Consider the following 21726-nt stretch of genomic DNA (forward strand, 5'->3'; position numbering starts at 1 on the left):
TTAGTCGGCTGACGACGAATTCCGCATTGCAAGCCGCGACGCGCGGCGCTTGCTTTGGTCGTACTATACTGCTCGAAAATTGGCGGAAATGACCGGACGAGTCAATCCGCATAGTTCAAAAGACGCGAGAGATTGAGACCATGGGCCGGAAGGCGAAAAAATCGGGCTCCGGCACAGGCATGCTGGTGTTGGCCCTATTGCTGGCGATCGTATTTGCCCCGAAGGGCGGCTGGACCGTCTTCCTTCTCTTCTTGCTCGTTTCCGCGCTTGTTGCTGCCTTTAGCCAGAAAAAGGAGAAGTCGACTGTTTCCAGCGGCAAGCCCTCGCGCTCAGCCGAGCCAGGCGATATCAAATCAAACCCTCCAATGTCGCCAAACAATATTGGCAGTCGCGCTCAGCCCGAAGACGAATTTCTGACGGTGACCCTCTCATCCGATTCGACTTCTTCGTCTTATCGAATTGCCCGCCCGTCGCTCGAATCGGCGCCGAACGTCCGCTGGGTCAGCGTCGGCGACACAATTGAGATTGGCGGCGTAGCAATTCCTAGTGGCATGTTTTATCTTGGCGTGCCGCGACGGGGTGAGGCACACAGAGGACTCGACGCGTGCGTGCTCAACCCCGGAGCGAACATCGCACGTTCGGCCAGCGACGTCTCCAATGGATTGGAGGATTACTGGCTCAGCTATAACGGCTTTTCGGCCGAGCAGCGGCGCGCTTACCTTCAGTGGTTGGCATCCGACCGCTCGGACCCACGATTGCATCGAAGCTTTGCCGTTTTCTACCTGTATGGCCTCGAGAGGCGTGTCCTCGTCGACGGGATGCAGGGAAAGGTGTCGAACGACGAATTCGAAGCTATCGCGAATGAGCTGATGCGCCTGAAGACAATATATCCGGACGCCCTGAGGACGGGATACATTGACGGGTTGCTAGAGTTTATCTTCGTGCACTTGACACACCCTAAGCGCCAATACGAGCATGCGCCGGGGACAATCAAGGGAGGTTTCGAGGTCCCCCTAAGCCTACGTGTAGCGTTTGGCCAGGCCGCGGTTGATAAGAAGCCGGTTCCACCCGATTGGGCAATCACCTGGGCGCTCTCAGACCCAGGCGTAAATAAGCGCACGCCAGTGACGCGCTGCGAAAGCGAATTTCGTCAACTGTTTTTACGGAAGTACCGAGAGCGATTTCGCGAAGGCATGATGCTCTCGGCGAACAAGACAAAGCTAAGGGTGTCTGCCCGCGCCGCGTTCCCTGCACTGCAGAACGTCGAATACCCTGACTACGTTACGGCACTCCCGGATATTGCTGCGGTATCGGGGCCACGCAACAAAATCCAGCAACTGGTCAACGAGTGCTCCGACTCCCTTGACGCATATAGTCGATTTCTCGGCCGCGACCCCGATGCGAAAGGGTCGCTGGAAGGCGCGCTCCTGCTGCCAGTCGAACTATGGCCAGAAACCGCTCGGCAGGAACTCGAGTCGCTGGCGAAAGATGTTGGCAATGTGACCGTTGTGACGACCTTCGGCAGCCTGTTCGAGCGATTCAAAGCGTCGGGCGACATCTCGCGCGACAAGCTGACCACTTTTGCCCGTGTTCTGGGAGAGGCCGGCATTGCTATCGAACCGGATGTGCGAATCTCCGGCCGGACTCCGAAGAGCGCCGACTACGTCGGGTTGTATGCGACGCCGCCGAGCAACTCAACTAATTTCGTTGACGACAGTTACTTGACGTTAGCGCTGATGGTGGACATGGCGGCATCGATTGCGATGGCTGACGGCAACGCGTCTGAGCAGGAAGTTGCGTTGATTCATCGCCACATTGAGTCGTGGCCGCAATTGACCGCCCGACAGCAGGACCGGCTCAGAGCCCGCGCGGCAGTGCAGATTGCCCAGCCGCACACACCGGCGAGCCTGAAGAAGCGGCTCGAACCGCTTTCCGCGGAGGCAAAAGTTTCCGTCGCCACGTTACTTGTGCAGACAGCAAATGCGGATGGGTTTGTCTCGCAGGCCGAAGTGAAAATGCTGGAAAAACTCTACCAAATGCTTGGTCTCGACTCTCAGCGGCTTTATGGGGACCTGCACGGAAACAATGTTGCCCGTTCCTCCAACATGTCGCGAACGTCGTCCGCGGCTGGCAATGCGCCGAGCAGCTTGGTGCAAACGCCTTTTGCTCTTGATACATCGAAAATCGAGGCACTGCAGATGGAGACGGCAAAAGTCTCTGCCTTATTGGCTGATGTGTTTGCGGAAGAGGTTCCGGTTGCAGAACCTGTCCAAGAAGCCCTAGAGCCACAGACGGGCTCTGCAAGCCTGCTAGGGCTGGACGACGCGCACTCGACATTTTTGCGCCTTCTGCTGTCACGTCCGTCATGGACTCGCTCCGAGCTTTCTGACGCGGCGTCGGACCTGGAATTGATGCTCGACGGAGCAATTGAACACGTAAACGAAGCCTCGCTCGACCATTGGGACGAACCGCTGACTGACGGCGATGACCCAGTTGAAATCAACCAGGAATTTGCACAAAGGTTAGCCTCATGACAACAATTCGCCCGAAGGACCGCGATGCGGTTCTTCAGTCCCTTCGCGCCGGCGTCGTTCCGCGCATCGGACAACATCTAATCCAAGTCGGTCGCGCAAAAGAACTGGAAGCTTTGATTCAGGACATCGGTCGTGTCGCGGACGGTGGCTCGAGCTTCCGGGTGGTGGTCGGCGAATATGGCGCGGGGAAGACCTTCTTCCTGAATCTCGTTAGAGCCATCGCACTCGAGAAGAAGCTGGTCACGGTCCATGCGGACCTGAACCCTGACCGAAGATTGCATGCATCCGGTGGTCAGGCACGTTCACTGTACGCCGAACTGGCGAAGAACATGTCGACTCGCACGAAGCCTGACGGCGGTGCGCTCGCGGGGATTGTAGAGAAGTTCATTGGGCAGGCCAAAACCGAGGCCAAGGCCAAGGCCTCGGGGCGAACGAGCGAGGAGGTGATTCGCTTGCAACTCAATCACTTGACCGAGATGGTCAATGGATACGACTTCGCGGACGTTATCGCAGCATACTGCCGCGGATTCGACCAAGGAAACGAGCAGCTCAAGGGCGACGCGATTCGCTGGTTGCGCGGCGAGTTTTCCACCAAGACCGATGCCCGGACGGCACTCGGGGTTCGCACCATCATCGATGACGCATCGGTGTACGACCAACTCAAGCTCATGGCTCGGTTTGTCAAACTCGCCGGGTACGGCGGGATGATGGTGTGCCTCGACGAGCTGGTGAACCTGTACAAACTCGCGAACGTCCAAGCGCGGAACTCGAACTACGAGCAGATACTGCGGATTCTCAACGATTCGCTCCAGGGGTCTTCAGAAGGGTTGGGGGTCGTTCTTGGGGGTACCCCCGAGTTTCTGCTCGATACGAAGCGGGGGCTCTATAGCTACACCGCCCTTCAGTCGCGGCTTGCCGAAAACACGTTCGCCACGAATGGTTTTGTCGACTACACCGGTCCGGTGATACGGCTCGCCAGCCTTACGCCTGAGGACTTTTATGTTCTCCTGGATAAGATTCGCATCGTCCACGCGTTCGGCGACGCAACCAAGGCAATTTTGCCGCAGGAGGCGATTCCGGCCTTCATGGCTCATTGCGCCATGCGGCTCGGAGACACCTATTTCAGAACACCGCGCACGACGATAACGGCGTTCATTAACCTGTTAGCGGTTCTGGAACAAAATCCGTCCGCTGACTGGCGGCAGTTGATTGGGACGCTCGAAGTCAAGAAGGATACGGGAGGCGTGGCTGACGTTGCGACCGAGGGTGACGATGAATTCGCCAGCTTCCGCCTCGGCTGACTCACGAAGCTTCGACCTGCTCCACGAAAAGATTCGACATTGGGTCTGGAGGGAGGGATGGACCGAGCTACGCAACGCGCAGGAGCGTGCCGTGCCCGCGCTCATCAACGCAGACCGCGACATCATCATCGCAGCAGCGACAGCGGCCGGGAAAACGGAAGCTGCGTTCCTTCCCATTCTGTCGAATCTGCTGCGCGACGAGCCGTGTACCGGGTCTGTGCTCTATATCAGCCCGTTGAAGGCCCTTATCAACGACCAATGGTCGCGATTGAATGACCTTTGCGAAGAACTTGAGATTCCCGTGATTGGTTGGCACGGAGACGTGTCAGCTAGCCGCAAGCAGCGATTCTTTAAGAATCCCAAGGGCGTTCTGCTGATAACGCCCGAGTCCCTCGAAGCGATGTTTGTCAATCGTGGTTCGTCCTTGCAGGCAACATTCGGCGCGCTGCGCTACATCGTTGTCGATGAATTGCATGCGTTCTTCGGGTCTGAGCGGGGAAAGCAGCTCCAGTCACTGATGCACCGGGTCGAGCGCACATGCGGACGGCGGGTTCCTCGCGTGGGGCTTTCTGCCACGCTCGGCGACATGCAGCTTGCAGCGCAATTCCTTCGGCCTGGCCACGACACCGCCGTCGAGGTCATCGAATCGAAGAGCGGCGGTCAGGAACTGAAGGTGCTGATAAAGGGCTTTGTCCTCCGACCACCCAGAATCGAACTGGAACCCGATTTAAAGAATCCGGTGCTGGAGGACGCGGTCCCCGGAAGTACCGTCGACGTCGCGAACCAGCTGTTCAAGTCGCTGCGCGGCTCAAACAATCTCATATTCCCCAACAGCCGGCGGCTCGTCGAAACCTATTCCGACCTTTTGCGCCGCGCGTGCGAAAGAGACGGATATCCGAACGAATTCTGGCCTCACCATGGAAGCCTGTCGAAGGAGCTCCGGGAGGACACGGAGCAAGCTCTCAAGGACGGTAGCAGGCCGGCGAGCGCCATCTGCACTACTACCCTGGAACTCGGTATCGACATCGGTGCGGTAAAGAGCATCGCGCAGATTGGCGCACCGCCATCGGTAGCGAGCCTCCGTCAGCGTCTCGGGCGCTCAGGCCGGCGCAAGGGAGAGCCGGCAATCTTGCGCGGGTACTGCGTCGAATCCGAGCTGAAGGCGGATTCCGATTTCTCCGACCGGATACGGGAAAGTTTGGTCCAGTCAGTCGCGATGGTAAGTCTGTTGATGCGAGGATGGTTCGAGCCGCCCAGGGTCGGCGGAATGCATGCGTCGACTCTAATCCAGCAAATTCTGTCCATCATTGCCGAGCGCGGCGGGTGTACGGCCGCAGAGCTTTGGGCCAGCCTGATAGCAAGTGGTACGTTCGAGGCAATAGATAAGTCCTCATTCACGGAGGTTTTGCAGAATCTGGGCAAGCTGGACCTTCTTGTCCAATCGTCAAACGGGCTGCTCCTTCACGGTGGGGTCGGTGAAAAACTCGTCAACCACTACGAGTTCTATTCGGCTTTCACCAGCGATGAAGAATTTCGGGTGATTGCTGGCGGACGCCAGCTTGGAAGCGTCCCAGTGGCGCACCCGTTGACCAAGGGTCAAGGCTTGATATTTGGCGGACGCCGCTGGCGTGTCGAAGAAGTTCACCAGGAAGGAAAGACCATCTACGTCATACCAGACAAAGGCGGTGCCCCGCCGCAATTTGATGGCAACGCCGCCATGGTGCATGACGAAGTGCGGAGCGAAATGCGGAGCATTCTCTCCAGCAACGTACCCGTACTGTTCCTAGATGCTACGGGTCAAGAGATGCTGAGGGAGGCACGTCGATACTATACCGATGCGTCCCTAGGCGAAGCTCTTATTTTCCAGGAAGGCTCAGGCACCTTTGTCGCGACCTGGAAAGGTGATTACCTCAATGATGCTCTGGTCCTGCTGCTTCGCACCAACAAACTGGACGCTTTCAACAATGGCCCGGTTATCGGCATATCGAACGGAAGCATCAACCGCGTCACTGAAGTCTTACGTGAAATTGGACAGTTAAACCTCGCAACAGCCATGGAAACGGTCGCCGAAATAGAGAATCTGGACCGCGAAAAATGGGACTGGGCACTACCGTTGTCCGTGAAGCGCACAGCGTTCGCGTCGACACACCTCGACATCGACAGCGCATTGGTGTTCGCCCGCAGTACCGTACGGTCTGAGACGACCGGATAAATTGACAACTCTGCAGTCACAGGCAGCCAAACTCCATCAACAATACACGTATGAAAACGCGGGGGCATCATGAATATTTCTTCAATCTCGATTGCAAACTTTCGGTCGCTTCGGAATGTCCAGCTTGCTACGTCTTCATTCAACATTCTAGTCGGCCAAAACAATCACGGGAAAACGAACGTTCTGGAAGCACTAGCGTGGTTTTATACAGGCAGAACGGAAGCAGGCAGCCTGCGTCACGTGGATGCTGGCGAAGAGGAAGTCATCGTCGAGCTTGAGTTCTCCGATGTCCAAGCCGGGCTTGCACATATATCTAACGAGGAGAATCGCACAAAGCTTATTCGCATTATTGGAAATTCCGACACGATGCGGATACGCCGCACGTCCGCAGACTCCAAGAACCGTTTTCTATGGAATGCTGAATCGGGAGGTTGGGTTCGCCAACCAACAGGTGCGGACAGCGCTTTCAACAACTGCATTCCGAGGTTCGAGTTCGTAGAGGCAACCAAGAGTCTCAAGGAGGTCCTTGCTTACAAGAACACCACTCCCATCGGGCAGATGCTCAGCGGCATCGTCACGGAGGTACTCGAGAGAGATAAAGCATACAGGGAGTTCCGCGAGAAATTCGAGGTCTTGTTTGGTTCACCGGAATCAGGCGTCCGCAAAATGCTCAACGAACTGAGCGAGCGCGTTCAAAAACATCTTGAAAAGCAGTTTCCCGATTGCCGTGAAGTTACCTTTCAGGTAGAAGAACCTGAGTTCGATGAGTTGCTGAAGACCTACACCACGCACCTCGACGATGGTGTCCCAACCACCGCCGAAGAAAAAGGCGATGGAATGCAGCGAGCGTTAATGCTGGCTGTAATCAATACTCACGCCGATTTTCGTCGAGAGTCAGCGCTCGGCCGTTCGTTCATCTTCTTTCTTGATGAGGCGGAATTGCACCTGCATCCGACCGCTCAACGGCAGTTGAAGGCTGCACTGTTGTCACTCACCAGCTCTGGTGACCAAGTGTTTCTAACTACCCACTCGTCGGTGTTCATCGCGGATGAAAATCCGAGTCAAACGGTTTTCTCTGTCAGGAAGTCGGACAGAGACACAAGCGTCAGTACCGTAGAGCGCCCTGACAGGCAAGAGGTGGTCTATCAGTTACTTGGTGGCAACCCCGCCGACCTACTTCTACCGGCGAACTTCTTTGTCGTTGAAGGACCGAGCGAAGAGACCTTTCTCCGCATACTCATCAAGCGTTTCTATGCAGACAAACCAAACATTAAAGTCATCGGAGCTGACGGCGATGACGAACGCCAACGACAGTATCTCGGCGCCATCGCGCTCGCTTACGACCCCCTGAGGCACACGCCCATTTACTCCAAAAAAGTGACGATCTTGTGCGACCAGCCCAATGGCGACGAGAAGCGAAGAAGATTCGACGCTTTCAAAGCCACGAATCCGCATTTAGAACGAAACGGACAGTTGCATGTCCTGCCTGTGAATGGCCTTGAGGATTACTATCCCGCTGAGTTGCGTGAACATTTTCAAGACATTAGAAAGAAAGTGCTTCTGGCGCGCAAGGTCGCGGAGCGACTGACGAAGGAACAGTTTGAAGGCGAAATGTCCGTTTGTTTCATGGCGCTCCAGCATTGCTGGGCAAGCGCATACAGTCACTAGCGCCCTTCGACCCAAGCGCCACCCGGGGGCCGCCGGCGGCGGGACACTGTCATGCGATTGCATCGAGCGGGGCGAGCTTGTCCCGCTCGGTCATTTCAACACTGACGCGGACATGCCGCCGCCGCGGTACTGCTCTGCGTTTCATGTCACGGCAGTGCGGAGTCGTACGGCGCGCGTCGTGTCTGACGAATGCGAGCTGTTTCTCATGCACGACGCGACCAATTGCGACACTTCGCGAGCAGAGCGCGAGAGTTTTCATCGATGAGCATAGCGTTCGTAACGAATCTTGAGCCGTCGAAACGAGTGAAGCCACGCAATCGAACGCTCGACTGGCCAACGCGTTTTGCCGAGGCCACTGCCATGCGGGGAGCCGATTTTCGCGAGCACTGGCGTGATGCCTCGCTCGCGCAAGCGCTGCCGATGAGGTTCGGAACTGTAGCCCCGGTCGCCCTGAACGATTTGCGGCTTGTGCAGGGGACGGCCCCGCTTGCCCCGGATGTGGGGAATGGCGTCGACCAGCGCATCAAGCTGGGTAATGTCGTGCCGGTTCGCCTCGCTCAGGATGACCGCGAGCGGGATGCCTTGGGCGTCGACGATGAGGTGGTGTTTGCTGCCGAGCTTGCGCCGGTCCGTGGGATTCGGGCCGGTTTTTTTCCCGCCAGCACGGCGCGAATCGATGAGCTGTCGACGAGCGCACGCGAGAAATCGATTTCGCCACGGCGACGCAGTTCGGCGAGCAATGTTTCGTGGATGTGTTGCCACACACCCGCCTCTTGCCACGCGACGAGCCGTCGCCAGCAAGCTGTGCCTGAACCACATCCCATTTCTTGCGGCAGAAGGTTCCACGCAATGCCTGAGCGCGACACGAACACGATGCCGGTCAGCACCGCCCGGTCGGGTGTCGGTTTGCGGCCCGCAAACTGGCGATTGCGTGGTGCTCGCGCAGGCAGCAGTGGTTCGATGAGTGACCACAATTCGTCGTCTATCACTTCTTTGGGCATCGCTTCCTGTCAGGTAAAACAGGACAGAAAGTTAACACCAAGCCGGAAAAGTTAACAGACCCAAAACCTAATTTCGCAACAGCGTCTCAGTTCTCGCAGCTCGTTATCCTCGTGACAGACCGCGGGACAAGTCGATAACTAGACCGACGATATGCCCCGCATATTCGGCAGGTATCAGTGCACTCATCATTTCCGCCATCTGTTTGGCCGATTTCGGTTTTTGGCGATATGGTCCCACCTTCGTTTTGTGGCCAAACCATAGGACTATGAAGACGCCGACACCGTCAGCGCTCGGATTGCGCATATATCGGGGTTCGAGTTGGTCACGCCATGCATACCACAGTTCTTTGTGGTTATCCTTTTTTATCTCGACGGGCAAGATTCGCCGACCACTCTGGACGAAAATGCTTGCCTGCATATCAGCACGCCTCTCGGCGGCTGCGACACTTTCCTTTTCTATCTGCACAGAACGCAATGCCAGGGGGTCGCGCAACAAGCCAAGCAGCACGTCGCGGCAGGAGTTCTCGCTTTTCGGGGTCAGCACACCCTTCCTATCTCGGTCATAGAACAGGTCAAGAAGATTCGTCTCCTCGAAATGTATCCTTTGAGCAAAATGACTGAGGTGGTCCCTCAATAGTTCAGCCATATCCCTAGAATTTGCGGGCGCTTTGTTGGCGAGGACATTCAACACCTCTAATGGCGTCGGCGGCATGTATGCGAGGTTTTTGACCTTTCTGTCTCGCTGAAAATAAAGAGCGCCAAGCCACCAGCGCCACAATTCGAGCTCGGGGGCCTGTTGAAGCTCCCGTAGCGCTTGTTCCGCATCCGGCGACAAGGACGCTGCCAAAAGGTGAGCGATTCTTTGCAACACCGCGCTCTGATGGCTGTACGGTGAGTCATCGCTCTCATCGTCAGAGGGGGTCCGGATGCTAGGTGCGGACGCAAGCACCCGAATCAGTCGAGCAGCGATGGATGGATGTAACGCCAAGGCGTCGTAAGCAGCTTGTCCCCTTTGCTCGATAGCCTTTGCCAGCAGGTATGTACCGTCTGGTCGTTTCGACGTCTCAACTTCAATCGCATCAATCTGGCTTTGCGGGTCGTTCACAAAGACCCCCATGCGCAGCGCCAACTGAAATTTGTCGCTTGTGCCGGACCTGGAAAGAAGGTGCGTCAGGGCACCTGAGACAGCTTCGGGTCGTAAATGCCTTTCCGCTCCAGTCAATAAGACAGTGTTAACGAAATGCAGTATTCGCTCGTCCGGGTCGGCCGCAATGGTGACGAGAACGCGTGGCAAAAGGCTCTCCACCAGACCTCGGGGTGCATCTTCATCCCTCAGAAACTGAAGGGCGTCTACGTTAGGAGGGCGGGAAGAATTGAGTTGCTCTTCCCAACAAGTGAACATCAGGTCTGAAAGCGAGAGTGGATTGTCCTCTGCGATTGCTCGCATCCAGTCGGGAATCGGCGAGCTGCCATTCATCATGTAGAAGCCGACCAATGCTTCGACCACCCTTGGATTCCAAGAATTCACATCGACGCCATCGGCAAAGCAAAGTCTTGCGGCAAACAACGCCGGATAGGAAGATATGAAGGATTTGCCTTCCTTCGTACCCACTGAGATGATGTCGCGCAACGACGGAAGGTACTCTGCTGCGACGAGCCGCTTGACCGCGTCTATCGCTTGCTTTGCAACGTCATCGGCCACAACCAGAAGCTCGGCCACTCGCTGCAAAGGCTTTACATTATCGATGTTCGAAAACATCCTGTCGTAGGCCAAGGCAATTTGCTGTGCAAGCCAGTCATCACGTACCCCCGTCAAAAGCGCTCGAAGTCGCTCCCCTAAATCGGTTTGTCTTTTCGCACGCTCCTGCTGGCGCCGAGCCTCGGTCTGATATTTGTTCTCAAACTGGCGCCGCTGCCAAGAATCAAACTGCCATGCTGTGTTTCGTTCCATCCATTGTTGCGCTTGGGGCCAACGCTGCCCGTTTCTGTCAATCCAACTCCCAACCGCTTCTAGACTAATATCGAAACGTTCGGTCAGGTTGACCGCAGCGTATGAGGCGCGGTCAACGCAGTATTCGACAAATGCCTCGTCGGCGGAAGCGCTCGCTTGCTCAAGGAGCCAAAGATGCCAGTCAGCGGGGCGGCGCGCGTCGTAGAGGCGGTTCTCAACCTTGTGAATATCCAGCGACATCGTGCTATCTGACATCAGCCTGAGGCCTTCCAAAACTAGCCGTCGCTGCATCTCAGGTCGATGGCTCAGCCAGTCACTGACACGTTGAATGGCCGACGCTTCAAGCCCTGTGGAACCATACTTGTCCAATCCCAAAGAGAGCCATGTCCATAGCTGGGCTGCCGGAACTGTCTCACCTTCTAGCTCTACTGCGCGCACCAGTACCTTCGCAGCGACCTCGCGAGTTACGTCATAGGCGCGAGTTGGTGTATCGATGTCGTCGCGTGCTGCTGGCGACAGGAGAATATCATTGAGTGTTTCCAGTGCCAGCGCCAAATCCTTGTCCGGGAGGCGACGATTGAATTCGACAGCCCAGAACATCCTGAATTGACCAATCAGGTTTGGTCGCTTCGGTCGCCTGCAACACACCAAAACTTCCTTTGCTGACAAATGCGCTGGGTAGAGGCAATCCAGCAACTCGCCCAGAACCTCGTCGTCCGGGTCTTTTAACGCTCCGGAAGAAACATCGATTAACAAACGTCGAGCTGAGTCGGGTTCGAATGCGCCGTCGCGAAGCCAGGCCGCGACGGTGCAAAACCTTACTCGTTGCGCTCGGGTCTCGTCCCGAGCAATCTCCTCAAAGATACCCGCCAGGCCTGGAAACGTATCGCCGAAGCGAATCGCATCGAGGAGACAAACAATAAGGGCTTCATGCTCCATATCTCGAGATGCATCCTGCAGGAATTGCTTGAACGTCGATTCCATATCGGCCGTCCCGAGCGCGCCAAATGGATGAGCCTCCCAGTTTTCGTTGCGAAACCATGGATTCTTTTCGGCCGCACGCTGCAACTCGAAAAGCAACTTTGTCTTCTGTCCCACAGAAAACGACTTGACGTCACCATACAGCACTAGACCTAACGGGTCGTTCGCGATGAGTGTTTCTCTGTCTTTGACGCAGAAGAGCGTCAACCAGGCGTGTACGCCTCGTAGGCCGTCAACAGACTGCGTTCCTTCCAGACTCATGATTGCGAGCACGCGCCTTAGTGGTAGGCCGTGATTCGAAACCAAATCTCCAATTGTCCGCGCAGCCAGGTATTCCCCGACTGTTCGATGCACTGGAGCTCGCGCATCTCCGACTGCAGAAAAAAGCTTGGTATCAAGTACTGCGAGAGCGGTTTCCTTGTCCACATCCAGGTCGGCCGGCAAATCGTCAATATGGAAAGCATCAGCAGCGGCCGTATCAACCGCTCCAACGATAATTTTCGTACAATTTGACAGCAGCATTACTGCGGCTAGTTTTCCTGCTGCAGATAAGAGGCGTTGTGAATTTATTGAATTTCGGATGGGGCGGCTCATCTGGTGCGCACGATTGTGTTCGCGCACCAAGAGATTACAGGCTGCCGAATATGTAGCGCTGCGACTTTCCGGCCAGGCACCCTTGTCGACGACGTCAGACAAGAGTTTCAGAAAGAGAGGGTTCGAGAGAAGCGGGTCCAGTTTTCGGGCCTTCGCCTCCTGGAGAAATAAAACGGGCGCAATCGACCCGGATGTTAGCGTGCGTCCAAGAATCTCAAGAATCTCGGCTTCATCTAGAGGGTTTAACCAAAGCGTCTTGACACTTTTCGATGACGACACTTTCTCTAAATCGCTGTCACCCCGCTGTACCCAGTCGGCCTCTCGGCACGAAAGCCGGAAACGAGGGCACCCGGCCTTTTGGAGAGCCTTACGAATCTCGTCCAACGCAGTGAAGGGAGAAACGGAATCGGTACGACGCTCGTCCAACGAATCGATAAACAGGGTTTTTCCCAGCGCGTCGGGCGGCAATTCCAAAACCACAAAATCTCGAGCGGTCACGTAAAACGCCGCCTCGCCCATGCGTTTTGCTTCGGCTTCGAAAGCGGTAGTCTTTCCAGAACCGGGCTCGCCAAGCAGTACATATGCGTCTAGACCTTCCCAATCCGAAAGAAGACGCGAATCGCTCCCACTGTCACAGCTTGTGAGGGTTGCCCTGCGTTCGATAAATATCTCGTTTGTCACCTTCGTCGCAGCGACCGTGCAGTCGCACTCTCCATTTGTAATAGTTGCGTATTATAAAAGTCTACCGCTGCGTCCACAAAGAAAACCAGAATGGCATAATGTCAAGCGTACGAGCTTCGATGCCCTTGAAGAGCTGGAGTACGCACCGTTTGCACCGCTGGCTTTAGACGTGCAAGTTTACTGGAAAATCGGCATCCGAACGTGCGCTACGGTACCGCGTCAAAAAGTAGTCGGGCGCCTGTCCGATGAAATACGTCGAAATGGATGATGGTTTTGCGCACGACGGCCGGACGCTGGACCTGCTGACAATCTTCAAGGGCGAACGTGAGGACTACGGGGCGATAAATCGGATTCTGTGTATATCGGTTCCCGGCGGCGTCAGCTGCTGCACCGAACCTGCAACCCTTTCTATGGTTGAAACATATGATACGCCGCGACTACCCGTTCCGATAGTCGCTGAACGCGCCTATGCAGGATGCGTAAGCCGCGTGGCGGTAACGGTGCTTCAACTGTCTGCATTCTGAGCTTGCGCCACGCGAGCCACGCGGCGGGCTCGTTGTTGCTGCTCTTTGAGGGCATCCTGTTCTGCCTTGAGTCGTTCTACTTCAAGCGTAAGGTGTTCGACTATCTCATCTGCAACTTTCAATCTCGGAGTCAGCGAACGAAGAAAGTCAAGACAAGCCTCCTTCTTCCCAATGCTCTTGTATTCAAAGAATTTTCGCAGCTGAGTTTCGGCATGACCGGCATTGCCAGCGAAACTACGCGCGAGCCGTGTCGCGTTGACTGCACTTATCCCGCAGACTCGTATTGTGTTCTGGCCTTTGACGTTGCCGTTCAGAGAGCTGACCCGACCAACCTCATCAAACGTGAAGAAGTCATGCCACTCGTCTATGTGCGGATGAACGATTGTGTAATGCTCGTGCTGAGTCGGGACGGTATCTGTATCGACACCCTCCACAACGACCGTGGATTTACCTTTTGAGGTGTTGCAGGACTTGCACGCAGCGGCCAGGTTGTTCAGTGCGAACATGTGGTGAGGGTGGTCCGCTTTGTCAAGAATATGCTCGAGGTCATACGTATTCTGAGCATACTGAAGGTCACAGCTGCAATAACAGCAGAGCAGGTCTTGGCCCGCACGGTAATACCGCTTCACTTCACTTTTGAAGCGCGCGAACAACGGCTTCTCAGCGTCCGGTTGTTTATCCCAGTAGCCTGATGACTTCGCCCCTTGCTCTTGCAAATACAAATGCTCTGCATCCAGCAGCGTGGGCCCAAAATCAGCGAGCGTCATTACTCTCGACCTAGTGCGTCTATTTGGCATCGGAATAATTCTCTTCCGGTGTTTCATCGGACTGCAAGAGCAATCTCATGGCTTTCTGAATCATTTCGAGGTCCCCTCCGTACGATGGCCCCTCTTCGCGGTTTTCATACAAAAGGCTCAATCGGTGCAATCGAGCGAGCGCTTCATCAAGCGACTCCTTGCCTTCACGCTCCCCTTCTGTGACTATCTCAAAGAGTTGATTCGCAAGATAAACGCTTCCGGGCACCGGTGTGCCGAATACATCGAGGAGCGTCTCCTCGACTGACGTGTCGCCAGCTTGGTGATACCTCGGACCAGCAGTTGTGACGTAATCAGGTGGGAGCATCCGAAGGACTTCGATTCCCTTAATTAGCCCACTTTGAGCGATGAGCGGAGAATGGGTCGCCAAGATGACGTGGCAGCCGTTGAACTGTTCGAGAACCGAGCTTAAACGGTCCAAGAAGCCCATTTGCCACGTGGGATGGAGGCTAAGTTCTGGCTCATCGATGAGGACAAGCGAATTATCTCTGAGCTCACTCATCAGGCCGAACATCGAGCAGAGCATTTGCTGTTGCCCCGAACTCGCCTCTACGAGGTCGATTGATTTGGCGCCATTTGTCGGGGAGAGTGAGCATCGTTCCAGACGCAAAGCATCTAGCCGACTAAGCAATACGAGTGCCTGCATTCTGGCGAAATCCTCAGAAGCCCTTCCGGCTTCGAAGTCGAATGTGAATTCGAACACGCCTTTGGCCGGATACTCGCCTAGCAAATCGAGCACGCTATGCAGCAATGTGGCGAGTGCAGGTGCGCCGGTACGCCGAACCTCTTTGCTCAACTGTCCGCGGTAGTAAGGCTCGGATATGTCGGTAAGGTAAGTTTCGAGTCTGCCGTGTCGGAATTCTACGAATAGTTCCCTTGCAGTTCGTGAACCCCGATACCTGAAATCGATTCTGTCCCGAAACCCGAGCGCCCGAATTACCTTCCCCAGGGCCCGCGTATGTATCGGCGCTTCGGTCAGCTGGTAGATGCCTCGCTCAAGGACTTGCTTTGATAACTCACCCGAGATGTAACGCGTGCGCCGGTGTATGCCTACGCAACGGTAGTTGGATTCCTGCTCGGCAGCCTCTGCGTAAATATTCGTGAGGGATAACGGGGTATCTCTCGGCGGAGCGAACCGCGAGAATGGACTAAACGTCTGGGCAATGACCCTTGATGGTGAGTATTCAGAGCCAGACACCGTAGACGAGTATGCAATGCCATTTTTTCGCCACCTGATGGACACGCCGGGCCCCAACCCTCCCACCGATGGGGATGAGAACCATCTGCCAAGAGTTGCCAAAAGCTCCGTTTTCCCGGAGCCATTCGGCCCAGTAATGATGCTGATTCTGTTTTGACCGTTGCGCGAGCGGCTAAATTTCAACTCGCCGCGAGGCGAAGACACGGTGTCGACCTGAAACATCGAGGGTTCCCTTTATCTTAGAGTAAAGCAAGCCTTCACACCCCCTCGCCCCGGCATCGTGCCGCGCTCGCCCGGTTCGTGTTTCAGCTGGATAATTTTAGGTTCCGGTGGCTCACATGTGAAGCCGCGGATTGTTGAGTCGAGAAGCGGAGGCGCCGCGTGCAGCGTTCACCGCAATGGCAAAGCGCCTGCCAAACATTTTTGCTTGTCGCCGAGGTTGTCGGCGACCTGAGGCGAGACGGCCTACATCATGCGCCGTCCGCTATCGATTGCGCCAGTAACCCCTTCTGTTCAAGTTCTTGAGAAATGACCGCCGATAGCTTAAGGTCGTCGGCCGTAAGTGATGCAAGCCATGACTTGGCACGCGCCAACGTCGGATTCGAGTCTGGTATCAGGTCCTGAAGCAAAGATGCCGTCACACGCGACAGCCCTAATTCAATGAACGCCTGTCCGGCTACAGAGGAAACTCCGAGCTCTAGAGCGAGTGGGAAATCGAAGACAGAAGTGGCTTCGACATCGAGGCCCTTTTCGCGAAGTGCAAACCGGAGCAGATCGACATACGCTTTTCCAAGCTGCACATATTCGAACCGCAGCTTGTCTTCGACAAACTCGAAGGTGTTTCGCACGTGCGTGTCCACGTTTACTGGACGGTCGGTTTTCTTATTCTTTTGCGCTAGTTCGATGCTCTTTCCGATAAGTACCGGAAGAGGAGTTCCGCGCATCCACGCCAAGCCGATGGTTGCTAACTTTACGTTGTAGGCAGCGAAACTGGAGCCCACTATGTACTTGTTAATGCGGGCGAAAATCTGGACGTAGCTTTCAAAAACGTCGCCCGATGGATGGGGAGGAATCAGTTCTTCAGAACGGCCAATAGCAATCAGCACCCGGAACCGTGCTAGAAGGCGCGCTTGTCCAAAAGGATTCACGGTCCAGTTGCTCTCAAGCACTTCGGGAGGCAGGTCTAGCGCTTCGGTAGTCTTCTCTGCAGTTTCGACCAGAATCTCACGTGCTCCTGAGTCGAGCGAGGACTCAAGCCGTCCAAAGAACGTCGACAGCGAGCCTTTTGCAGCGCGAGACATCATCAGCCCAGCAGCTGCCCTTGCGTCGGCGGGCACCTTAGATATGTCGCTTTCAAGACCACTGCTAAGCACCTGCAGAACTTCGTCGTACTTTCCGGCGACGGCGGCTATAAACGCGGGTCGAAGTGAGAACGGCTGCGCGGTGCTCAACGGCTTGTCTGGCCAACTGTCATAGTTGACGAGGAATACATTGCCGACCATGTCATGATTCAGTCGACCAGCTCGTCCTGCGAAGTTCCACAGCGCGGCAGCATCGAGCTTTCCGTCTCGGCCACGCGTCGGTGTATCAATGAACACGTTCCGCGCTGGCAAATTGATACCTTGAAACAGCGTCGTCGTGCACACCAGATACTTGATGTCATCGCTCTTGAAAGCTGCCTCAATGGCTTCCCGCAGCAAACTGGGCATCTTGCCATAGTGGTACGCGACACCTTTCATGACCCGCTCGGCCAAACTGTACTTCGGATGCACATGGTCCTTGATGAACTTCGAGAGTTCGAGGAGCACAGGTGTCGCTTTGCGGGGCAATTCGGTTGCAATCTGGAGTGCAATTTTTTCGGTCTGGGACGGCCCAGTGCCATACACAAGGGAGGCGCCGTTGCTTCCAAGTTCAAGCGCGACTGCAGCCAACGCGGTTTTCGAATTGAGGAATCCTCGACTTCCAATTACCTCCCCAAGCGGCACCGACTTAGTGGATTCCAGTAGCTTCAGGTGGAGATAGGTAGGCTTCGCTGCGTCCGGGGTGACGACAATTCGGTTCTGGAGCACGGGCGATAAACCGGTCTTTTCTACCGAGATTTCGTCAAGTCCAATGGAGTTGCCGACAGCCGCGAAGCCCGTTGCTCCAGGCGCGAGAAATACGAACTGTGCCTTAGCGTTGCGGGCGCGCACCTGTTCAAGACAGTCCTGCAATATCATGCCGCGGATATCGTCGCCAATCGATTGCGCCTCATCGACAACGACCATATCGAATTTAATCGAGGTAACGCTTAGAAGCACCATCAAGCGCTCCTGCGTGAGCACGAACACTTGGCTAGGACGGCTTTCGCTGTCCAGTGTAGGAATTGTCGATACACGAACGGCGTCGGAAACGTCAGCGAGTCTGCTCGTCAGTTTCTCGTGCACTTCGGCTAACAGGGCTCGCGTCGGCGCGACATAGACCCCGCAGAATCCCGGCTCTGTCTTTGCTCGTTCGCAAAGCCGAGCGAGAACGACAAACGATTTTCCAGCGGAAGTGGGTGCACTAACAGCGAGGTTCTGGCCGGAAGGTAAAGTTTCCCACACCTTTCGCTGAAAGTCTGTCAGTGGAACGTCCGCTCCGTTGATTACTTCCGTGTTGATTTCCTGCAAAAGCTTGTTTGTCAATGACGTGCTGAGAGACGGGCGAACTTTCATCGGTCGCCGCTCAAGCTGCGACATACCCGGGAAATTTCCGATGGTCGCTAAAATACGAGTGGATGCTTCGAGAACTAACGGATTGTCAGATAGCAAAGACGTATACAGCGCGATGCGCTGCGCAAGAGACCTGTTGCTATCGGATTCCGTTTGGGCAAAGACAGATGCCGAATAGACGAGTCGCTGCGTAGCTTCGGGGATTTCACCGTCGTCGGAGCTTGTATCATCCGAAGATGGACGGATTTCCGACATCAAGCCGCGAGCGCTTACTGAATCTAGGTCATTCCAAAATTCGGGGCGAGCGAGTATGCGTGCGGAAAGCTGGTCTGCGAATGTTGTCATTTCAGTGCCTCGCCAAATTTCCTACGAAGTTCATCGACAGAAGGAACTGCGATAAAAAACGCCATGGATTTGAAAGGCTTAACATTGTTGTTGCCTAGGTGCTTCAAAAGCGCATCGTCATGGTGTTTGTGCTGCTTCGCGTAGCGTTCGACGAAATTGTCTTCGTGTATAGATGGCGGCTTCGTGTCATCGACTGGGATGCCCTTGGCATAGAGCTTTTCGTCGTAGCAGATAAAACCCACATGCCGGTCTCTCTTTTGCAGAACGGACTGAGAATCATACATATCGAAGTAGCTGAGGAACACATCCTTCTGCTCTTGCGGAAGAGCATCAAGATTGCTGAAATCGGTGACGATTGTCAGTTCTCGCAAATACTGTGCTCGGTTCGACGAGAATGAGGCAGTAGATACCGCAAACTCTTTCGCTCCGTCATTTGCACTTGGTGCGAGTTTAGACTCGAGCAAAAACACATTCATCACACCGTTCTCGAATTTGGCATGGATACCGTCGATTCCGTGAACCGGCATGTTGCTATTCGTTTTAAGCGACAACTTCGCCGCAATTTGTGCTGCCCCTAAGTGACGTTCGGCTACACAGTAAGCGATAAGCTCTCCAACTTCTCCGAACCGCCCAATGTTGTTCGGGTCATACTCCAGGAAGAGTCGCCGCCCTTCCCGTTGCAGTCGTGCAAGCGGGCGCATGTCTGCGCCAGTCCGCGAACCACTTGCACGAGCTATAGCTGCAAGACGTTTTTTCTTCGGAATAGCATATGAAACGATGGAATCAACCAGGAATTCGATGAAGGCGTCGTCGCGGGGGACGTCCTCCTCGAAACGTAGAAACAAAAGCTTGCTGCGGTGGTGGCTGCCGTTGTCGGACTCTGGAACTACCACTATCCCTACATATGTATCGACTTCCTTGTCGTTCTCGCGAAGCCCGTCGAGCCCGTTCACGCTGTTATCTGTATCCATCGCTCGGTTCTTATTTTCTTGCCAAACTAGCCATTTTTCTGGGGGCAACGCTTGCCTCCGGTTGTCGTACACACGTGCTCTCTTAGTCGAATCCGATGTCATCGACCCGTCAGAGGGACCGGAAAATCTGAAGTCACTTGACATAAACGAGGTCATAGGTCAAACAAGCCCGCATCCATGCCTGTATCAGCAACGAGGGTGCCACGCCTCCCTTGAAGAAACGCAATTGCGCCGAATCCAGCTTTATCCGCTAAGGCGGTATGGTATTCCTACACACAATTGGCGTCATAGAAACATCGACGGAATGTTGCTTTTGCGTGATAAGGTTGCGCAGAGACCGAGCAGCGCAAAGAATCGTTGAGGCGGCCGGTGGAACCACAAAAATCGCTGGTCCACCGGGCATCTTACAACTACGATTAGGTCGTCAGCTCGGCGCCAGACTCGACTGTATCCACCGGAGCGGGCACGGCCACGGTCTGCCGCGACGCTTTTTTAGCCGGCACCTTCGCGCTCACGGCCTTCCTGGCAGCAATTTTCTTCGCCGTCGGGGCCTTCTTCGCAACAGCCTTCTTGACCGTCGGTTTCGAATCGGCCGCCACACTGGCGCCATTAATCAGAAACTTGGTCCGGTCTTTGGCACCAGCCAACCATGCCGGCGCCCGACCACGCCCACTCCAGCTCGCGCCAGACTTCGGGTCGAAGTACTTAGCCGGTTGCTCGCCCTTCGGTTGCCCGTTGCCCGAAGTCACACCGGCCGACTTCGACGCCGCCTTCTTTGTCGCAGTCTTTGTCTTGCTCGCAGTACCCGAGGTCGTCGCAACAGTCCCTTCAGTACCACTTGCAATCAGAAACTTGCTCCGGTCTTTGACGCCAGCCAACCATGCCGGAGCGCGCCCACGTCCGCTCCACGTCGCGCCGGACTTTGGGTCCTGATACATCGCCGGTTGCGGACCGTGGACATAGTTGCCAGCCGCCTTCGCGTTCGTCGCGGGAACTGACTTCGCGGTCGCCGTATTTCCGTCAACCAAGAACTTGTCGCGGTTCTTCGCTGAGGCAATCCAACTGGGCGCACGGCCGTGTCCTGACCAAGTCGCGCCGCTTTTCGGGTCGCGATATTTCGCTACTGAGCTTCCAGCTTTCGCTGCAGCCTTGGCGCCAGGCTTCGGTCCACGTTTCTTGCCACCAACATGCGCGTCAATGTCAGCGGTGGTCAGGCCGTGCATCGCCATCAACTCGCGAATCTTTTCGATGACGCCCGACGATTGCTTTGCAATCAGCGCATCCGCTTGGACCTGCAATTTTTTAATCTTCGCCTGCATTGCTTCCAAAGTCGTTGCCATCAAGTGGCCTCCTCATAAATGTGGTCGCAATATGCCACGGTCGCGCTAGAAAAGGCTAGTGCATTGACTAAAGCGGTGTTTCACCAAAAATCACAACACTGCGTCGCCGCCCTCCAGGCTCTTCAATGCGGCCCGCTCACGGCTTGTCTGTGCCGCGAACATTGCCTGGTCGTTCTCGGGTACTTCCACCGCTGCTCCTTCGGCGTTGGAAGAGAGCGCCGAATCCGACCGCGACAAGCAAGGCCGTCAGCAGGCCGGCGCTCATGCCGGTCGCGCTAGGGGTTTTCTTGCTAGAAGGAGCAGAAGCCAATGTTGTCGTCAAGAATTCGATGTCGTCATTCTCAGCAAGATGTGGCAAGTCGTCCAGAAACTGGGCGCTCGGCAGCAGGGCGATGATTGCGAGACTTACGGTTCCGACGGGAGCATCATCGCATCATCAGCCGCGATTTCTGACTTGGGCACTACAAGACGTCTGCCGGCATTCCGCGATGAGTTACGTTGATGAGGTAGGCGCGTCAATAGTGCTCACACCGTCAAAAACGAACAACGAATCGATGTTTCCCGGTTAGTCCCCGAATGGTTGCTGACGTCTTTCACTTCGGTACTGAGATTGTATTCCGCACGCACGGCCTTGAGCACGCCCTCGATGTCGCGCTCGAAGCCAACCGCGTTCCCGAAGTGGGTCATGTTCCAGTTGCAGCCGGTCTTGTCAGCCTCTTGCAACTGCGGCCGCGGCACACGAATCTTCACGCCATCCTCGACGATTGCCTGCAATCGATGAATTCGCCGGTCGACCTCCTGCTGAAGTCGCGAGGCATTCAGCGTCTTGCGTATCATCATGTCTCCCGCTAGTAGCTCGAGCCAGTTCGACGCAAGTGGGGCATCCCGCGACCCGGCAAGAATACAAAGTTTAAAGA

General features: G+C 55.4%; 13 protein-coding genes. 5 read left to right on the top strand and 8 right to left on the bottom strand.

The genetic code is table 11. The features are described 5' to 3' along the window. Positions 1 to 140: 140 nt before the first annotated feature. The 4 genes from HV770_RS18030 to HV770_RS18045 all read left to right on the top strand — a co-directional run bounded on the left by HV770_RS18030 (position 141) and on the right by HV770_RS18045 (position 7715). A complete protein-coding gene (locus HV770_RS18030) occupies positions 141 to 2534 on the top strand; it encodes a tellurite resistance TerB family protein (protein WP_246290976.1) in 2394 nt (797 codons plus the stop codon). Next, positions 2531 to 3835, top strand: a complete 1305-nt coding sequence (locus HV770_RS18035; protein WP_175161710.1) for an ATP-binding protein — start codon at positions 2531 to 2533, stop codon at positions 3833 to 3835. The genes HV770_RS18030 and HV770_RS18035 overlap by 4 nt, the downstream gene beginning before the upstream one ends. After that, complete coding sequence (locus HV770_RS18040) at positions 3807 to 6047, top strand: DEAD/DEAH box helicase (RefSeq protein WP_175161712.1); 2241 nt, start codon at positions 3807 to 3809, stop codon at positions 6045 to 6047. The genes HV770_RS18035 and HV770_RS18040 overlap by 29 nt, the downstream gene beginning before the upstream one ends. 69 nt (positions 6048 to 6116) lie before the next feature. Further along, entirely contained in the window at positions 6117 to 7715 is a 1599-nt protein-coding gene (locus HV770_RS18045; RefSeq protein WP_175161714.1) for an ATP-dependent nuclease, read from the top strand. A gap of 255 nt (positions 7716 to 7970) precedes the next feature. On the opposite strand, the gene HV770_RS18050 is transcribed toward HV770_RS18045, so the two are convergent. Together HV770_RS18050 and HV770_RS18055 are read right to left on the bottom strand one after the other, a co-directional pair. Next, positions 7971 to 8716 (bottom strand): IS5 family transposase gene (locus HV770_RS18050; RefSeq protein ID WP_175161716.1). Its coding sequence is split into 2 segments (ribosomal slippage): positions 7971 to 8362 and positions 8362 to 8716, totalling 747 coding nucleotides; the frame shifts between segments, so codons are not numbered across the junction. A gap of 103 nt (positions 8717 to 8819) precedes the next feature. Further along, a complete protein-coding gene (locus HV770_RS18055) occupies positions 8820 to 12761 on the bottom strand; it encodes an NACHT domain-containing protein (RefSeq protein ID WP_217468613.1) in 3942 nt (1313 codons plus the stop codon). A gap of 407 nt (positions 12762 to 13168) precedes the next feature. Here HV770_RS18055 and HV770_RS18060 point away from each other — a divergent pair, with 407 nt between their 5' ends. Further along, positions 13169 to 13447 carry a hypothetical protein gene (locus tag HV770_RS18060; protein ID WP_175161720.1) on the top strand — a complete coding sequence of 93 codons (279 nt, stop codon included), beginning with the start codon at positions 13169 to 13171 and terminating at the stop codon, positions 13445 to 13447. On the opposite strand, the gene HV770_RS18065 is transcribed toward HV770_RS18060, so the two are convergent. The 6 genes from HV770_RS18065 to HV770_RS18090 form a co-directional block, all read right to left on the bottom strand. Next, the gene (locus HV770_RS18065) at positions 13429 to 14214 is read right to left on the bottom strand and encodes an HNH endonuclease family protein (protein ID WP_175161722.1); all 786 of its coding nucleotides are present in this window, start codon (positions 14212 to 14214) and stop codon (positions 13429 to 13431) included. The genes HV770_RS18060 and HV770_RS18065 overlap by 19 nt on opposite strands. Positions 14215 to 14233: 19 nt before the next feature. After that, positions 14234 to 15058, bottom strand: a complete 825-nt coding sequence (locus HV770_RS18070) for an AAA family ATPase (RefSeq protein WP_175161724.1) — start codon at positions 15056 to 15058, stop codon at positions 14234 to 14236. Positions 15059 to 15930: 872 nt separating this feature from the next. Then, positions 15931 to 18498 (bottom strand): DEAD/DEAH box helicase, encoded by a 2568-nt coding sequence (locus HV770_RS18075; RefSeq protein WP_175161726.1) that lies wholly within the window; start codon positions 18496 to 18498, stop codon positions 15931 to 15933. Continuing rightward, positions 18495 to 19469 carry a HamA C-terminal domain-containing protein gene (locus HV770_RS18080; protein WP_217468614.1) on the bottom strand — a complete coding sequence of 325 codons (975 nt, stop codon included), beginning with the start codon at positions 19467 to 19469 and terminating at the stop codon, positions 18495 to 18497. Before HV770_RS18080 ends, HV770_RS18075 begins: the two co-directional genes overlap by 4 nt. A gap of 416 nt (positions 19470 to 19885) precedes the next feature. After that, positions 19886 to 20809, bottom strand: coding sequence for an H-NS family nucleoid-associated regulatory protein (locus HV770_RS18085; RefSeq protein WP_175161730.1), 924 nt, complete (start codon positions 20807 to 20809; stop codon positions 19886 to 19888). A 525-nt stretch (positions 20810 to 21334) separates the two neighbouring features. Further along, on the bottom strand, positions 21335 to 21646 hold the full coding sequence (locus tag HV770_RS18090) for a hypothetical protein (protein WP_175161951.1): 312 nt from the start codon (positions 21644 to 21646) through the stop codon (positions 21335 to 21337). Positions 21647 to 21726: the final 80 nt, after the last annotated feature.

The sequence above is a fragment of the Paraburkholderia fynbosensis genome (assembly GCF_902859935.1).
GTDB classification, from domain to species: Bacteria; Pseudomonadota; Gammaproteobacteria; order Burkholderiales; family Burkholderiaceae; genus Paraburkholderia; species Paraburkholderia fynbosensis.

Excerpts from the sequence above, each read along its gene's own strand:
- HV770_RS18065 (WP_175161722.1), bottom strand. The coding sequence starts at position 14,214 with ATGACGCTCGCTGATTTTGGGCCCACGCTGCTGGATGCAGAGCATTTG.
- HV770_RS18055 (WP_217468613.1), bottom strand. The coding sequence starts at position 12,761 with ATGGGCGAGGCGGCGTTTTACGTGACCGCTCGAGATTTTGTGGTTTTG.
- HV770_RS18045 (WP_175161714.1), top strand. The coding sequence starts at position 6,117 with ATGAATATTTCTTCAATCTCGATTGCAAACTTTCGGTCGCTTCGGAAT.
- HV770_RS18090 (WP_175161951.1), bottom strand. The coding sequence starts at position 21,646 with ATGATACGCAAGACGCTGAATGCCTCGCGACTTCAGCAGGAGGTCGAC.
- HV770_RS18085 (WP_175161730.1), bottom strand. The coding sequence starts at position 20,809 with ATGGCAACGACTTTGGAAGCAATGCAGGCGAAGATTAAAAAATTGCAG.
- HV770_RS18080 (WP_217468614.1), bottom strand. The coding sequence starts at position 19,469 with ATGGATACAGATAACAGCGTGAACGGGCTCGACGGGCTTCGCGAGAAC.
- HV770_RS18030 (WP_246290976.1), top strand. The coding sequence starts at position 141 with ATGGGCCGGAAGGCGAAAAAATCGGGCTCCGGCACAGGCATGCTGGTG.
- HV770_RS18060 (WP_175161720.1), top strand. The coding sequence starts at position 13,169 with ATGAAATACGTCGAAATGGATGATGGTTTTGCGCACGACGGCCGGACG.
- HV770_RS18075 (WP_175161726.1), bottom strand. The coding sequence starts at position 18,498 with ATGACAACATTCGCAGACCAGCTTTCCGCACGCATACTCGCTCGCCCC.
- HV770_RS18040 (WP_175161712.1), top strand. The coding sequence starts at position 3,807 with ATGAATTCGCCAGCTTCCGCCTCGGCTGACTCACGAAGCTTCGACCTG.
- HV770_RS18035 (WP_175161710.1), top strand. The coding sequence starts at position 2,531 with ATGACAACAATTCGCCCGAAGGACCGCGATGCGGTTCTTCAGTCCCTT.